This window comes from Flavobacterium cheongpyeongense (assembly GCF_003202435.1).
In the GTDB taxonomy this organism is placed as follows: Bacteria; Bacteroidota; Bacteroidia; order Flavobacteriales; family Flavobacteriaceae; genus Flavobacterium; species Flavobacterium cheongpyeongense.
Genome location: NZ_QJHK01000002.1, coordinates 377,093 through 391,283, shown reverse-complemented (window position 1 = coordinate 391,283; position 14,191 = coordinate 377,093). Strand labels below are relative to the sequence as shown.

At 32.6% G+C, this 14,191-nt stretch carries 17 protein-coding genes; 3 read left to right on the top strand and 14 right to left on the bottom strand.

Annotated features, from left to right (window positions below; genetic code table 11):
- Positions 1–154: 154 nt before the first annotated feature.
- Positions 155–1,186, bottom strand: a complete 1,032-nt coding sequence (locus tag DMB65_RS03700; protein WP_110305316.1) for a pectinesterase family protein — start codon at positions 1,184–1,186, stop codon at positions 155–157.
- Positions 1,187–1,334: 148 nt separating this feature from the next.
- On the opposite strand from DMB65_RS03700, the gene DMB65_RS03695 reads away from it, so the two are divergent.
- Positions 1,335–2,126 (top strand): DUF5995 family protein, encoded by a 792-nt coding sequence (locus DMB65_RS03695; protein WP_110305315.1) that lies wholly within the window; start codon positions 1,335–1,337, stop codon positions 2,124–2,126.
- 141 nt (positions 2,127–2,267) lie between these two features.
- Here the strand turns inward: DMB65_RS03695 and DMB65_RS03690 are convergent, their stop codons facing one another.
- Positions 2,268–2,504 carry a helix-turn-helix domain-containing protein gene (locus tag DMB65_RS03690; protein ID WP_165834848.1) on the bottom strand — a complete coding sequence of 79 codons (237 nt, stop codon included), beginning with the start codon at positions 2,502–2,504 and terminating at the stop codon, positions 2,268–2,270.
- A gap of 145 nt (positions 2,505–2,649) precedes the next feature.
- Here DMB65_RS03690 and DMB65_RS03685 point away from each other — a divergent pair, with 145 nt between their 5' ends.
- On the top strand, positions 2,650–2,937 hold the full coding sequence (locus DMB65_RS03685; protein ID WP_110305313.1) for a hypothetical protein: 288 nt from the start codon (positions 2,650–2,652) through the stop codon (positions 2,935–2,937).
- A gap of 163 nt (positions 2,938–3,100) precedes the next feature.
- Here DMB65_RS03685 and DMB65_RS03680 read toward each other — a convergent pair whose 3' ends face one another.
- The 6 genes from DMB65_RS03680 to DMB65_RS03655 form a co-directional block, all read right to left on the bottom strand.
- Positions 3,101–4,489, bottom strand: a complete 1,389-nt coding sequence (locus DMB65_RS03680) for an Eco57I restriction-modification methylase domain-containing protein (RefSeq protein WP_394336101.1) — start codon at positions 4,487–4,489, stop codon at positions 3,101–3,103.
- 123 nt (positions 4,490–4,612) lie between these two features.
- On the bottom strand, positions 4,613–5,572 hold the full coding sequence (locus DMB65_RS03675; protein WP_110305311.1) for a PDDEXK family nuclease: 960 nt from the start codon (positions 5,570–5,572) through the stop codon (positions 4,613–4,615).
- Between the two features lies 1 nt (position 5,573).
- Positions 5,574–5,888, bottom strand: coding sequence for a hypothetical protein (locus DMB65_RS03670; RefSeq protein WP_110305310.1), 315 nt, complete (start codon positions 5,886–5,888; stop codon positions 5,574–5,576).
- Complete coding sequence (locus DMB65_RS03665) at positions 5,858–6,118, bottom strand: helix-turn-helix domain-containing protein (RefSeq protein ID WP_110305309.1); 261 nt, start codon at positions 6,116–6,118, stop codon at positions 5,858–5,860. The genes DMB65_RS03670 and DMB65_RS03665 overlap by 31 nt, the downstream gene beginning before the upstream one ends.
- A 969-nt stretch (positions 6,119–7,087) precedes the next feature.
- A complete protein-coding gene (locus DMB65_RS03660; RefSeq protein ID WP_110305308.1) occupies positions 7,088–8,527 on the bottom strand; it encodes a hypothetical protein in 1,440 nt (479 codons plus the stop codon).
- Between the two features lie 381 nt (positions 8,528–8,908).
- Positions 8,909–9,457 (bottom strand): hypothetical protein, encoded by a 549-nt coding sequence (locus DMB65_RS03655; protein ID WP_110305307.1) that lies wholly within the window; start codon positions 9,455–9,457, stop codon positions 8,909–8,911.
- 675 nt (positions 9,458–10,132) lie between these two features.
- Between DMB65_RS03655 and prfA the strand changes: the two genes are divergently transcribed.
- A complete protein-coding gene (gene prfA, locus DMB65_RS03650; RefSeq protein ID WP_110305306.1) occupies positions 10,133–11,209 on the top strand; it encodes a peptide chain release factor 1 in 1,077 nt (358 codons plus the stop codon).
- A 401-nt stretch (positions 11,210–11,610) separates the two neighbouring features.
- On the opposite strand, the gene DMB65_RS03645 is transcribed toward prfA, so the two are convergent.
- From DMB65_RS03645 to DMB65_RS03620, 6 genes are read right to left on the bottom strand one after another with little or no spacing between them, the layout of a single operon-like run.
- The gene (locus DMB65_RS03645; protein WP_110305305.1) at positions 11,611–11,982 is read right to left on the bottom strand and encodes a hypothetical protein; all 372 of its coding nucleotides are present in this window, start codon (positions 11,980–11,982) and stop codon (positions 11,611–11,613) included.
- Positions 11,983–12,006: 24 nt separating this feature from the next.
- Positions 12,007–12,366 (bottom strand): hypothetical protein, encoded by a 360-nt coding sequence (locus tag DMB65_RS03640; protein WP_110305304.1) that lies wholly within the window; start codon positions 12,364–12,366, stop codon positions 12,007–12,009.
- Positions 12,367–12,400: 34 nt separating this feature from the next.
- On the bottom strand, positions 12,401–12,685 hold the full coding sequence (locus tag DMB65_RS03635; protein WP_110305303.1) for a YtxH domain-containing protein: 285 nt from the start codon (positions 12,683–12,685) through the stop codon (positions 12,401–12,403).
- Between the two features lie 48 nt (positions 12,686–12,733).
- On the bottom strand, positions 12,734–12,886 hold the full coding sequence (locus DMB65_RS03630) for a lmo0937 family membrane protein (RefSeq protein ID WP_110305302.1): 153 nt from the start codon (positions 12,884–12,886) through the stop codon (positions 12,734–12,736).
- Positions 12,887–12,916: 30 nt separating this feature from the next.
- On the bottom strand, positions 12,917–13,573 hold the full coding sequence (locus DMB65_RS03625; RefSeq protein ID WP_110305301.1) for a porin family protein: 657 nt from the start codon (positions 13,571–13,573) through the stop codon (positions 12,917–12,919).
- A 35-nt stretch (positions 13,574–13,608) separates the two neighbouring features.
- On the bottom strand, positions 13,609–14,169 hold the full coding sequence (locus DMB65_RS03620; RefSeq protein ID WP_110305417.1) for a DUF4142 domain-containing protein: 561 nt from the start codon (positions 14,167–14,169) through the stop codon (positions 13,609–13,611).
- Positions 14,170–14,191: the final 22 nt, after the last annotated feature.

Below are 14,191 nucleotides of genomic sequence, written 5' to 3'. Positions count from 1 at the left end.
CTTATTGATAGGCGAAATTAGCAATTTTGAAATTGGTATTGAAATGAAATTTTTACGGAGGTATGAGTTGGTATAATGAAAAATTATAAGAAAGGAAGTAGTGCCAATAAATTAAATAGGCACTCGCTTGTAACGAGTGCCAGTAGAAATAGGTTTACAGTACTGGAACCCAACCATTGAATATTTTGGAAACAGTATATTCTTTCACTTGTGCATCTGTAAGTTGATGCGACCATTTTACTCTTGAATTCATATTACCGCCTAATCCGGTAGATTTGTACTCACCATAAAAAGTTGTTGATTCGGCTTCCGGTTTGCTCCAGTTGTGCCATCCCTCTGGTTTAATATGATTGGCCATGTCGCAATTTATAAAAACTGTTTTTGCATAATTACCCCATGGACGGCCCAAATAATAAGTTGCCTTGCCCGAATCTGTCCTTAAATTACAATTTAGGAAGACGTACCCAAATTTACTGGTCTGAGTGGTACTTGCGGCTGTGATATAGGTACCGCCTTTTTTAGCAAAAATTTGACATTGGTCAAAAATCGCTGTTGATGCGCCAAAAATAAAATCGGTAGCACCGGCAATGTAGCATTTGTAGTAATATTGCCTGCTGGTGTCTGTTCGTGTATATAACGTATCTTGGAATCCTAAAAAATTGCAATTGTTAAAAATGGCTTTGTCCCCATCTACACGAACTGCTACAGCCTGCCCAACATTGCCCGAACTGTTCTCAAAAGTAACCGAACTGGCTTTGAAATTACTTCCCGTAATAACAAAACTTGCTGATCCGCTCGTACCTATTGCTGTTCCGGCACTATTGAGTTTAGATGCATAATCGTTATAGGTAATAATCACACCGTCTTTGCTTTCGCCCACAATGGTGACATTGATTTTGTCTTTTGGAAGTACCAATTTCTCTTTATACCTTCCATTTTTTATAAAAATTTTTGTTTCGGCAGTATTGTTTGCGGTTACCGCAGTAAACGCTTGCTGAATTGTTTTATAATCTCCTGTGCCATTGATGTCTACAACCAGATTATATCCGGCCATTTTTTGTGTCGATACGGTGGTTTTGGTATTGGATTCCGGCATTGCTGCATCTGATTCCAATGTTGGACTTGAGCACGCAACAACTATGGTTGCCAGAAGACAGTAGGTTGTTTTAATAAAATTTAATTTCATAATCGGTTAAAGTTTGGTTAATGGGTTAGTAATGATTTGTTTAAAAAATAAATTTAACTTTTTTTTTGTAATTATAATATTTTTCTTCCTATTATTTTGAATTATCCGTATATTCGCTCTTGCTAAATTTAAAACTAACCACTTAAAAATGAATATAAAACAGGCTACTACGATAGATGAAGTGATTCAGTTACTGGATGAAATAATTGAAGTTTCGATACAGGAACAAAGCGCAATTGGGTTCTTTACCATGTTATATCGCGAAGTTACAGTACGGATCAAAGAAGGAATTCAAAACGATGCTTTTCAGAATGGGGAGCGAATGGAGAAACTCGATGTTATTTTTGCCAATCGCTATCTCAAGGCGTATTATCAGTATAAAGCCAAAGAGAAAGCATCTGAATGTTGGGAATTCTCTTTTCAGCAGGCCGAAAACTTCTGGCCTATAGTGGTTCAGCATTTACTACTCGGAATAAATGCCCATGTGAATCTGGATTTAGGAATAGCCTCTGCTGAAGTTAGTACGGCAGAAAACATTAAGGATCTGGAATCTGACTTTAACCAGATCAATATCATTCTTAGCAGTCTGGTAACGCATGTAGAAACCTGCTTAATCAAAATCTGGCCAACGCTCGCAATCATACTAAAACTAACGGGTAAAATAGATAATTTTTGTATAGATTTCAGCATGAAAACCGCCAGGGATGGTGCCTGGAAATTTGCCAATGAATTTGTCGTATTGCCCGAAAACCAAAAAGAGGCCTGTATTACCCAAAGAGATAAAAGAATTGCAGAAATTGCGCGTTTGGTCTCTAATCCCGGATATTTTGTGAGTGCTGTTTTCAAGTTCATCCGTCTTTTTGAAAGGGGAGATGTGGCTCAAAAAATAATGGATTTGAAGATGATTCAGGAAAAAAAAGAGGATTGTGTCGTTGTATGATTTCAAAAATGACACAAAAAAACGGCAAAGTTCATATATCGTCAGGACGCTGGTGCGAATCGCTGCCTGCTCTTCATTGTCTTTATAATTGTTGGTTATAAGATCTCTGGTGCGAAGTCAGGAGGCTTCGTGCAACTGGGGTTACAAATCTTTAATTAAATCACTTGGCTTTATTTTTAAGGATTGAGCAATTTTAAACAAAGTGCTTATTTTCATTTCCTGAGTACCTTTTATATATTTTCTTAAATTTTCAACATCCATTTCTGCATCATGAGCAACCTCTCTTTGTTTTAATTGGTTGTCATCAATTACTTCTTTTATCTTGATTCCCAATTGAATTACAACTTCTGGAATCTCACTTTTTCTCGTTTTTTTCATAAAGATGAAATTACAAGTAATGGATTGTTTTTGCATGATTATAAAAAATCGATTGTTTACAACCGATATTTTTTATATTTTTGTTTTAGAGTAATGAATCATTGTGATACAATGTCCAGAAAGTGCAACATAATTCATCAAGCCAATGACTAAAGTAAATAAATTCAGAAAATTAAAACAAGAGAATGGTACTCACAATTCGTTTGGTGTAACACTACAAGTATCCGGTTATACTGAATTGAATATGATGGTTTCAAATCTTCTTAAAGCCAGTATCATTTTGCTTAATGAAGATGCCCGAAATCTGTCTAGTTTAACCGCTGTTACAGATACCAACGTAGTGAATTTACTGGAAATTGCCTTGCAGCTTCTACCAGAAGAAGAAATGGATTTATTAGATGATTTACATAAAATTCATTTGAAAGCCTTATGAAATATTCTATGCTAATTTTTTAAATAATTTAGGAATAGCTTGAGATTTATTCAATCTTAATTTGCATTGTTGATTATTAGGAACGTGTGCGAAGTCGGGAGACTTCGCAGAGTTGGAAGACTTCGCCTGGTCTACTCGATTGGTGGCTGGCTGTTTTCATGTTTCAATTTTCCGTTTGCTTATTTCCTCTGTTCAATCTTCTTTTCGATAATTTTTTCCATATATTATCGGCTAATTCAATTTCAGAATCAGAAAGACCATAATTTTCTTTTAGTATTTTTTGATTTGTTATTTTTAATATTTCCGAAATGTCTTTTTTATCTCTTATCATTTTATCAATAATGGGAAGTAAATTAGAGTTGTTTTTATTGTAAGGTAATATAATTCTTTCAACTTCATTTGGCATTAATTCTAAAACACCTCCACCGTGACTTCTTCCACAAATTTCTGTAAATGCTAATGACAAAGAATTGTAATAACTAGCAGTCAAAGCTTTTAGCTCAATGTTTGGTTTAACTGTAACACGATGCATCGTATCTGTCGTAAACGCTTTAGCTTCGTTAATAATTAATTTCGGGTACTTATTATTTCTACGAATAAAAAGAGCTTCTGAAATTCTTTGAGATGGAACAATTTGCCATTCGTCTCGTATTCTACATTTATAGCCTTCATTAATTTTTTCCTCTTCTCCCCAAGCTATGTAATCTCTTGCACCAATTGAACCATTTAAGTCTGCAATTTTTGGAAAGGACAGAAAATGTGTTCTAGCTTCTTTATCTCTATTTTTATCCCAATCTTTGGTTGTGAAGATTGCACTAGGAACTTGTACACTTCTCCCAACTAATGGTTTTGCGTACTTTTCCAGATTATAGAATTGTACTGTAGAAAGAGGAACCGTGAAAAAAGGATTTGAACCCGTTGTAATTCCGACTTCTACTTTTGCAAATTTACCAAATTGCTTGAATTTTTTATCAGATTGAAGTCTTTCTAGGAAGTCAATTTCTTCTTGTTCAAGAAAATAAAAAGTCCATTTGTTTGACTTAAAATCAATTTTCTTTTTAGGGCTTTTTAATTTGGAAACATCTAGTTTTTTTAGTTCTTCTGCGTCTCTTAATTCCAGATGTTCAATTAAATGAGAATTAGAGTTGTTTTTCTCGCAAAGCAATAAAACTACTTCTTGTTGAATATTAGGAAATACAAGTTTCTCAAAAGAAACAATGTTTATTTTGTTATAAAAATGAGCTAAAAATTCTCTCAAAGGTTGAGCGTAAGAAACTTGAAGAATTTCAGCTGGCAAAACAAAACCAATTTTACCTTCTTCTTTTAAAAGTAAAGATGAACCAACAACAAATGAAACCCAAGCGTTTGTTAATTTTGAATATTTTAAATTTGCTTTATTAAATATATCAGATGCAAATTGTTGTTGTTCTCTATCAAAATATTGGTATCTAATATATGGTGGATTTCCAACAATTAAGTCAAATTTCCTATCTGTATTAATGCAGTATTTATGAAAGTCTTCATTGATTACAATTGATTTATTTAATCCAATTGATTCTGATTTTTCTGCTTCAATTTCATCAAATTCAATTGCAGTAACAGAATTGTATTCGTAATTTTTCTTTTGAATTTCTTTTAAAAAAATACCATCTCCGCAACTTGGTTCTAAAATTAGTTAAATTGAATTTTCTATAATTGATATAAACTTCATTAACTCTTGCTCTGTTGTTAAAAATACCTCATATCTTTCACTACCAATACTTCCTTTCTTTTTTTGATTTGGTCGAACTCTATCATCAACTATTTTACCTAAATCAATCACCTTATCAATATTTGTATTTATAACTAAATAACATTTTCTACCTGTTTTTCCTGCATAACCTATTACTGAAAATGTTTGATTATTTAATTCAACTTTAATTTTACTGGCTTGGACTAATAATTTTGTTTTTCCTATTTTATTTAATGCTTCATAAAAAATCTTAAATAATCTTTGAGCTTCTTCTTTGCCAAACAAAAATGATTCAACATCTGCATAAAGAGATTTTTTGTTTTCAATAATATTTTTGATTTTTTTTAATTTTTCTGCATTTTCTTTTTCAATTAAATCATCGGGATCATTATTAATATAATCAATCAGTAGTAACTCATTTTCAAACCACATATAACGAATCAAAGTAGTCAAGTTTTTACTTGTGCTTTTTTTAACTCTTTCTATATCAGTTGATGAGTAACTTTTAGCAATCATTACCACTTCAATTGAATCTTGTGATATTTTATCAAATAATGGTAAAGGCGCTTTATATTTTTGTAATGACATAAGATATATTTGACTAAAATTATCTTCAATATAATCCTTATAATCACTGACTTGATTGCGAATATTTTTATCTTTATCTTTCTTTAATTCAAACACAACAAACTTATTACTTATTGGATTGAAAGCTAAAATATCTATTCGTCCAGAAGTTCCCTTACTACGAACATTTCCTTCTACTGAAAACTCACTTTTTATAAATAAATATTGTGGGAAGAATGCTTCCCAATTTTGTGAGATAAATTTATTGAGTTCTGCTTCGGACTTATTTACTATTTCTAAAATTTTTTTATTTGAAGTCGAATAAAGTTTAATCATTCTATGAATTTTTCATTAAAGATATTGTTTTTTCAAAATTATCTCTTCTTTTGATAATTTTTTCAACATCTTTTTTGAAAAGTTTCACTTCATATCCCCATTCTGGATATGGATCTTCGCCTAAAACCCATTGCAATATATATTTTCTTGCAGTTTCATCTACAATTTGATAATAAGCTTTTCTATCTGCAAAAGGTTTGACTATGTAACGGCAATGAAATACATTTTGACTTTTTTGAAATTCGTCAATTTCATTAAGTTCTTCAAATATTCTCTTTTCTTCTTCTATAAATTTTTCAAAAAATGATTTTTCCATTTTATAATAAGTTTATTAAGTTTTTCAAATATTAACTTCATAGATACATCAAGACCTTTTGACAATTTTTCAATATTTTCGAGAGTAATATTTTTTTCTCCTCTTTCAATCATTCCAATATATGTTCGATGAAGATTAGATTGAAATCCTAATTCTTCTTGAGAAAGTTTTTTTTCATATCGAAGTTCTCTAATAATTTTACCGAAATTTTGAGATAATTCTGTGTTCATTGAGTATACTATAGTTAGCACAAAGTAGGTCTATACTTTTACTTATACTACATACTAAAGTTAGCACTTTTCATATGGATAATTTTAGCTATTTAGGGTTTTATAGCTTTGTAGTTTTGTGTTAAAATATAAATTTGTTAGATTTCTGGGCGCTTTCGGCTTGCTTGTAGCGTTTGTTACAGGAGGCTTGTTTTGTCGAAATTACTATTAAACCTCAAGTTTTTCACGTTTCTGTTGGTAAAATCCAATTTTCACGCTTCTGTTTTTCGGTTCGCAATTTTCACTTTGTTATTGTTTATTTATTGTTTTAATTTTAGCTACTTTTTGGTTTTCTGTTGGCAGATTACAACTTTAACACTTTTTCATTTTTACGTTGGAGTAGCAGAGTTTCAATTTTTACGTTTCCGCTTTCCAAGTTTCAACTTTTTATGTTTCTGTTGGCGCATTCCAATTTTCACGCTTCTGCTTTGTCAATTTCTTGCGGAAACAAATGCTTATTTTCAAATTGGAATTGTCTGCGTAATTTCGGCACAAGTCTCCTGTAGCTAGTATATACACGAAACTCCATTTCGTCAATCTACCCATATTCGGTTATATATGCGGATGTTATATCGTCTGTGTTATTTTCAAATATATAAATTTATAATCAAAAACTGATTAAATCGTTTTCAAAAGTAACTTCTTTCCATTTAATACTATTACGGAAAACCGTACAACGCTTTTTTTTAGTTATAAAAATGATTCTGAGAGTAAAATGCAAAGAGTCAGGAACATTTTAAATGATTATATTTCGTAAGAACAAAAAAAAATGCTTAAAGCCGGAGGCATTGCAGAAATGAGGATTTTTTAAAAATATTTCGGAGACCGGACTAATGTATTTAAACAAAAACCACAAACAGGAAGCTTGTGGTTTTTTGTACTTTTAAATTTGATGTTTTGCTTTAAAAACTAAAGTAGTTTGGTATGGGGTTATTTTAATTTTAGGCGCAAATTATAATCGTCCATGATTTCCTTAACATGTTCCTGTTTGATTTGCTTTCTGGTTAAGCCTTTCAGGCTTCCTACATATCCATTAAAGACATGGCTAATATAAAGTGGAGAAAGATTCGATCTGTGAGAGGCATTATGACAGGAGAAACAATTTACGAGGCTGTCTACTGTAGTCTGGTGTATTGATTTTGGAGAAAATCCTACCTGAACATAGGTTTCCATGGTAATGTTGTAGGCTGCAACAGAACCTCGGGTCAGTTTTCCAGGAGTAGATTCTGAAAGAGTACCACTTAACGAGTCTAATAAAGCAGCTTGTTGCTCAGTAGTTTTGTATCCCTCAGTATTGATCCATATTGAACCATTGTAAAAATAATTATTCCAGATCCCTGTGAGCTGCGACTTAACACTTTTATTAAGACTAACGATATTATTTAAGTTTTCAGAACCATTTTGGCTTGTTTTCATGAAAAGCTGAACATCATGAGAGCCTTTAATTGCCTTTTCAACCGGAACACCATGTTTATAAACCGAAAACACATCAGTATAAATCCCGTTTCCAGACGTTATATTTGTAACGGTTGCAGTGCTGCTTTTGTTAAAAAAGGGATAATCTACAGTACTGGTAACGGGTGCATCAGTTGTTGGTGTTGCTTTTGACCAGTCATAAGCAGGAGCAAGGTTTTCATGTTCAAAAGTAGCCCATACAAACTCCGGATGGTTCTCTACAACTCCTACGACATGCATTCCTAAAAGTGCGACTTTGGTTTTTACTCCATTGATAACACCCTGCGTAATGAAATAAGATGAAGGATCTTTAAGGGCGCTAGCATCAATCCAGGACGTTTTAAGTTCTAATGAGCCTACAGGAAAAGTAATATCTTTTACTTTGGCAGGGTCATTTTTTGCTATCGGGCCATATTTTAGCAGGGTATCGTGCATCAGTTTGTCCATGAATATCGAATAATAAACCGTAGTAGATTTGGGAACGCCAGATGTATAATTAGGTGTTTTTAAAATATCAGTAGAAGAACTTGCCTGAGCAGTATCTGTCAGTACAATTCCGTTAGCAGGGTCTAATCGCTGACCAGCCGCACTCACCTGAATCAAATTTGTCATAAAGAAGGGTACTCCGTTCACCTCATTGGTGAGCCAAAGAAATTTTTGCCAGGACCACTGGTGAAAGTCACAATTGGTTACCGTTGCATTGTTGGCAAATACGCTTGTTGGGCCTTCATTTGGCGCAGGAGTTTGTCGGGTGTTGTTTACCATCGTAAACCAATCGGCAGGAGCCAGGCATTCAGTAGCTGCAGTATTGTTTTGTGCAGTTGTATAATCATCTTTGTCTCCTTTTGAATCCTTTTTACAGGCGCTGAGTGAGATTAGCGTAATTAAAAGTAATACTTTTTTTGTCGTTTTCATCTTGGGTTTCTTTAGTTAATTTTTGTAGTGATCTCTTTTGAAGGTATGAAACTAGACAATTAAGGGACTGACTTCAGAAAAAATGCCGTAAGCCATGTATATTTAGGTATAAAGGCTATAAAAAAGTGTATGGATAAATTAGTGAGAGGATGTTTTTGCGAAGTGTTTCTAAAAAACAATTCGAAAGCATAATTTTGGATAGATGCCGGTGACAGTGCAGGAAGGGAATCTGTTTTAAAAAGATTCAATAAAGAAATACGGAAATGTTTTTTGCCGTTTTGCGTATTTTATTTCCACATTAAAATAAAATCAAGTAAATTTTCAATAATTATTTTGAGCCAATTTTTCTTTTTTGGTTTAGGTCCTTTCATTTTTTAGATATTACCATTCCGGACTAATGCATGAAATAAGTTTGTCATTTTGAGTAGCACCAATATATCCATGTCCTCTTAAATAATAAAAGTTAAAAGTCACAGATTTCATCTTTGCTTCTATCACCAATAAGTTTTGATATTCGCAATATGGTGTTTTCAATTTTCCATCATAGGTAATTATTTTATATACCATTTCTTTATTTTCTGATACCCATGTATCACCTGTTTTAAATTTTGGATTATACCTGATGGTTTCATTTTTACAACATTTATCATATTGGTATACGATTCCATTTTCTTCTCTCAGATATAATAAATCTGTGTTAGAATTGTTCCATTCTTGTTTAAACTCTGTATATACTTTTCCGTTTAAAATTTTAGTTTCACTCTTGGTTTCGAAATAAAAAGTATTTCTCCAGAAAATTTTTTTCTTGTGAATTAAGATAGGGAAATAACTTAGGTCTTTTGACTCTTCGCAAAATTTCTGCCCTTCAAAAAGCTGTGAGTAAGAAACGTTTGTAAAAAATATTATTGAAAGTATGAAAATTTTATTCATATAAAATTGTGCCTTATTGTTCTTGAAAAAAGAATAGTATTTTTTTAAGTATTTTTATTTCCCGATTAAAATCAAATCAGGTAAAAAAGCAATGATTATTTTTATCTGATTACGCAAATTTTCAATCCGTGACTACAAAGTTGATGTTTTTCTGTTTATAAATATGAAAAAAAGCTACAAAATATTTAGTTTTTTTACTTTGAGTTTTTGTATTGTGTCTCATTGTTGTGGATCCGGATTGCAAATCATGCTAATCGGGCATAAAGGCTATAAAAAAGTGTATGGATAAATTAGTGAGAGGATGTTTTTGCGAAGTGTTTCTAAAAAAACAATTCGAAAGCATAATTTTGGATAGATGCCGGTGACAGTGCAGGAGGGGAATCTGTTTTAAAAAGATTCAATAAAGAAATACGGAAATGTTTTTTTGCATTCTGTGCGGCCGGGTTTCTAGCCCTGATAGCAGCGGCATCCTTTTTAGGCAAAAGAAAACATCTAATCAATACGTAAACGTTCTGCCTAAAAAGATATAGCGAATAGCAGGAAATAGCTTCAAATAATAATTATGATTTCACTAAACAATCTTAAGAAAAGAAGCCTAAAAAACTCAAAAAGTTAATGATAGAATTTTTAACAAAAATTTCGTAAATTTGCACTCCAAATAAAAGGGATTATACAATGTTAGATAAACTTCAATATGTAAAGCAGCGTTTTGACGAGATTTCGGATTTGATTATTCAGCCCGATGTTATTGCAGATCAAAAACGTTATGTACAGCTTAACCAGGAATATAAAAGTATTAAAGCTCTGGTTGACAAAAGAGAAGAATACATTCTTGTTCTGGCAAACATTGACGAGGCAAACGAAATTATCGCCGACGGGAGTGATGCAGATATGGTTGAAATGGCTAAAATGCAGTTGGATGAAGCTAAGGAGCGTTTACCACAGTTAGAAGAAGAAATCAAATTCATGCTGATTCCAAAAGATCCTGAAGACGCTAAAAACGTTATGGTGGAGATTCGTGCGGGTACGGGTGGAGATGAAGCAAGTATTTTTGCAGGGGATTTGTTCAGGATGTACACAAAATATTGTGAAGGTCAGGGTTGGAGAACTTCTGTTGTGGATATGAATGAGGGAACATCCGGAGGTTTCAAAGAGGTAATTTTTGAGGTTTCGGGAGAAGATGTTTACGGAACTTTGAAGTTTGAAGCCGGAGTTCACCGTGTTCAGCGCGTACCTCAGACAGAAACTCAGGGGCGCGTGCATACATCGGCAGCAACCGTAATGGTTTTACCTGAAGCAGAAGAATTTGATGTACAGATCGATATGAATGATGTTCGTGTTGATTTCTTTTGTTCATCAGGTCCTGGAGGACAATCGGTAAATACAACGAAATCTGCTGTACGTTTAACGCACATTCCAACCGGATTGGTGGCGCAATGTCAGGATCAGAAATCACAGCACAAAAATAAGGATAAGGCATTAACTGTTTTACGTTCCCGTTTGTACGAAATGGAATTGGCGAAAAAAGAAGCCGAAGATGCAACAAAACGTACTTCTCAGGTTAGTTCTGGTGACCGTTCTGCTAAGATTCGTACCTATAATTATGCACAGGGGCGTGTAACCGATCACCGAATTGGGCTTACACTTTATGATTTAGGAAATATCATGAATGGTGATATTCAGAAAATTGTGGCTGAGTTGCAATTGGTAAATAATATGGAGAAACTGAAGGAAGCTTCTGAGGTTTTTTAAAATTTAGACTTTTAGATTTTAGAGAACAGAATAAAAATTATTGAGAAAGCCGGACTACTTGTAGTTCGGTTTTTTGTTGTTGAGTATTTAATAATAAAAAAAAAGAGACTGTTTCACTTTATGTGAAATTAGTCTCTTTTTCGGTTGAGATAAGCTGTTGCTTAAAAATCTTTCGCTTATTAAAGCTTGGGATTTAATATCTCAGAACCATAAAAATATAATGATGTATTGACTGTTTAACCGTTTGTTATAGCTGGAAACGTATAAACGAGTCAGATACCTAAAAATACTCTGGTGTATTCAAAACATTTATAGAAATTGGAGTATATGTGCACACTATTTTTAATTATTATTTCATTTATCTTTTCCATAATACATGTATTTAAGTTGTACAAATACTCTTAGGATGGTTCGTGTTTTAATGAACTTTCTTCTTTTTCTGGCGAAGAATTTTCATGTGGTTTTGAGACTAATGTTGTAACAGCTAACTGTAAAACAGATCCCAAAATGTTTTTAAAAGTTGAATGGGTTTTTCCGACTACTATTTTTTTGGCCAGATAGCCAATTAAAATGCTGATTGCCGACTGTGCTATTTCGCTCCTGATGCCAATTGAATCATTGATTTCGCCAACTGCTTTTCGAATTAAGTTTGTAGGCTTTAAATTCTCCTTAACATCACCTATTTCTTCTTTAATGTCGCACCATTCTTTATGCTGTAGCTCTTCTAAAAGTTTTATTTGCTGATTTAATGTGTCTATAGTGTTAATATTCATAACAGTTATTTTTTAGTTTTTAAATCAGTTTTTAGAGTCTTTTAAAATGCTCGAAATAATCATATTTCCAATAGGCGTTTTAATAAGTTTGTGCTGTGTTTTGTGGAGTAGAATAGCGACAATTAAATAAAACAGTGCTATAATAAAAAAACCATAATAATATTCCCCCAGTACTTTTCCAATCCATAAGCTAATGCCGATGTTAAGGAAAGCGGTAAAAAATGCAACAACAGCTCCAACTGCAATTCTTGATGTTACCGTAGACAATGCGTCTGCAGTGGCAGATACTGTTTTGAGTTTGATTAGATCTAAACTCGTTTTAGTATAATTTTCAGCTTTTTCATAAAGATTCAGGTTTTCAGATGTTGTTGCATTAGTTTCCATGATATTTGGTATTTAGGGTTTGAAAAGACACTTTTTAATAGTTCGTTTTTACTGCCTTTGCTTCATCTGTAACAGAATTGAAGTCATTTTTTACCTGATTGAATTTTGCTTTTCCTTCTTCAATCATATCTTTACCATTTGAACTGATTGTGCTTAAAATCCCATCTACTTTACTTTTAAGGTTGTCCCCGTAATCTTTGGATTTATCTTTGATTTTTTTTCTGGTTTCTGAACCTTTGTCTGGTGCAAATAATACTCCGATAAACGCTCCTGCTGCTGCGGCTCCTAAAATTCCTAAAATTGCGCTACTAGTTTTCATAATGTTTGATTTTAAATATTAATATAAATTGTTTTATAATGTTGATTTTTAAATTTCGCGACCTTTAATAAGTCTGAATAGTATTGCTATTATGGCAATGACCAACAGGATATGGATAATACTTCCTGCACTGTATACAAAGAACCCCAAAGCCCAAAGAATGACAAGAATAATTGCGATTGTGTATAATAAATTTGACATTGTTTTTAATGTTTATGGTTAATAATTTTTCTAATTTAATTTATAGGACAAGTACAAGTTTAAGTTGCTGTTTTTGGCATCAGGAAAAGTATAGTTTGTTCCTGCAAAATCTCTTTCTTTCCCTACAGTAGCTAATCCATAGTTATAACGTAATCCTATGCTAACAGGCTTTATATCTAAACCAGCTCCTACTGATAAACCGGCATCAAATGTTTGGAAATCGTCAGTATTGAGGTCTTCGTCAAATTCGAAAGCATTACCATTTTCAGTTTCGTTTGTTAGTTTTGCATTAATTAAATAAGAAGCATAACCACCAGCGTGAATGTTGAAGTTTTCTGTTATATTGAGTCTTACCAGTAATGGGACTTCTATATAATTTAGTTTAAATTTTGCGGCACCGGAAATAACATTATTATCGTATTCTAATTCAGCGCCTTTTGTAGTATATAAGACCTCAGACTGTATGAATACATTATTCGCAATAGGAAATGCAGCAAAAAGCCCGGCATTAAATCCCCAAAGAACATTGTTGTCATCAACATCGTCAGAATATAGGTTTGACATATTTACCCCACCTTTAATACCGAATTCTGACCCCGCAACTGTACTGTTTTGTGCAGATACTATCCCAAATGAAGTTGTCATAAAAAGGGTTAAGGCGTATAAAAAACAGGATTGCATTTTCATAATTTAAAAGTTTAGTTAATAATTGTAATTTGATTTTAATTGATTCCTTTTTTAATTTTTTCTGTTTCTCTTAAAAGTTCGTATTGTTTTGGTAAATGATGAGTAACTAATTTTAAGATTACCGTATCATTTGTTTCTTTTGCCATAGATTCAAACAGTTTTATTATTTCGGATAAAGAATTGGTAATTGAGTTTAGATATTCTTTATCAAAATCTATTTCTCTCTTGCTTACAAGCCTGTATAATTCTTTGTTCGTTGCAGAAGTGTTTATTTCATTTATTATAATGAGCTTACGAGTAGCGATCTCACTAATCTCCTGCAGCAAGAACATTTGATGGTTTTCTATTTTTGTACTGACAACTTTTATTGAGTTTTGTGAACTTTTATGTTTTGCCAGATGGGTTTTAGAAATAATCGATTTTGTAAGGCCTGCAACTGCAACAAAAAAATAAGCTTCAATTTCTTCTGTATTTTTTATAAGAGTGTATTTATTATTTACCTTTTCAGGTTTGTCATTTTCATTACAAGACGAAATAGTTACTGTTAAAATCGCTATAAAAACCGTCTTTAAAAATGACGGTTTAGATGAGGACATCTGGCTCATATTATTTACTTCA

Coding starts and splice junctions, on each gene's coding strand:
- DMB65_RS03665 (WP_110305309.1), bottom strand. CDS start 6,118: ATGAACACAGAATTATCTCAAAATTTCGGTAAAATTATTAGAGAACTT.
- DMB65_RS03625 (WP_110305301.1), bottom strand. CDS start 13,573: ATGAAAATGCAATCCTGTTTTTTATACGCCTTAACCCTTTTTATGACA.
- DMB65_RS03655 (WP_110305307.1), bottom strand. CDS start 9,457: ATGAATAAAATTTTCATACTTTCAATAATATTTTTTACAAACGTTTCT.
- DMB65_RS03695 (WP_110305315.1), top strand. CDS start 1,335: ATGAATATAAAACAGGCTACTACGATAGATGAAGTGATTCAGTTACTG.
- DMB65_RS03645 (WP_110305305.1), bottom strand. CDS start 11,982: ATGAATATTAACACTATAGACACATTAAATCAGCAAATAAAACTTTTA.
- DMB65_RS03675 (WP_110305311.1), bottom strand. CDS start 5,572: ATGATTAAACTTTATTCGACTTCAAATAAAAAAATTTTAGAAATAGTA.
- DMB65_RS03620 (WP_110305417.1), bottom strand. CDS start 14,169: ATGTCCTCATCTAAACCGTCATTTTTAAAGACGGTTTTTATAGCGATT.
- DMB65_RS03640 (WP_110305304.1), bottom strand. CDS start 12,366: ATGGAAACTAATGCAACAACATCTGAAAACCTGAATCTTTATGAAAAA.
- DMB65_RS03700 (WP_110305316.1), bottom strand. CDS start 1,186: ATGAAATTAAATTTTATTAAAACAACCTACTGTCTTCTGGCAACCATA.
- DMB65_RS03690 (WP_165834848.1), bottom strand. CDS start 2,504: ATGAAAAAAACGAGAAAAAGTGAGATTCCAGAAGTTGTAATTCAATTG.
- DMB65_RS03685 (WP_110305313.1), top strand. CDS start 2,650: ATGACTAAAGTAAATAAATTCAGAAAATTAAAACAAGAGAATGGTACT.
- DMB65_RS03660 (WP_110305308.1), bottom strand. CDS start 8,527: ATGAAAACGACAAAAAAAGTATTACTTTTAATTACGCTAATCTCACTC.
- DMB65_RS03670 (WP_110305310.1), bottom strand. CDS start 5,888: ATGGAAAAATCATTTTTTGAAAAATTTATAGAAGAAGAAAAGAGAATA.
- DMB65_RS03635 (WP_110305303.1), bottom strand. CDS start 12,685: ATGAAAACTAGTAGCGCAATTTTAGGAATTTTAGGAGCCGCAGCAGCA.
- DMB65_RS03630 (WP_110305302.1), bottom strand. CDS start 12,886: ATGTCAAATTTATTATACACAATCGCAATTATTCTTGTCATTCTTTGG.
- prfA (WP_110305306.1), top strand. CDS start 10,133: ATGTTAGATAAACTTCAATATGTAAAGCAGCGTTTTGACGAGATTTCG.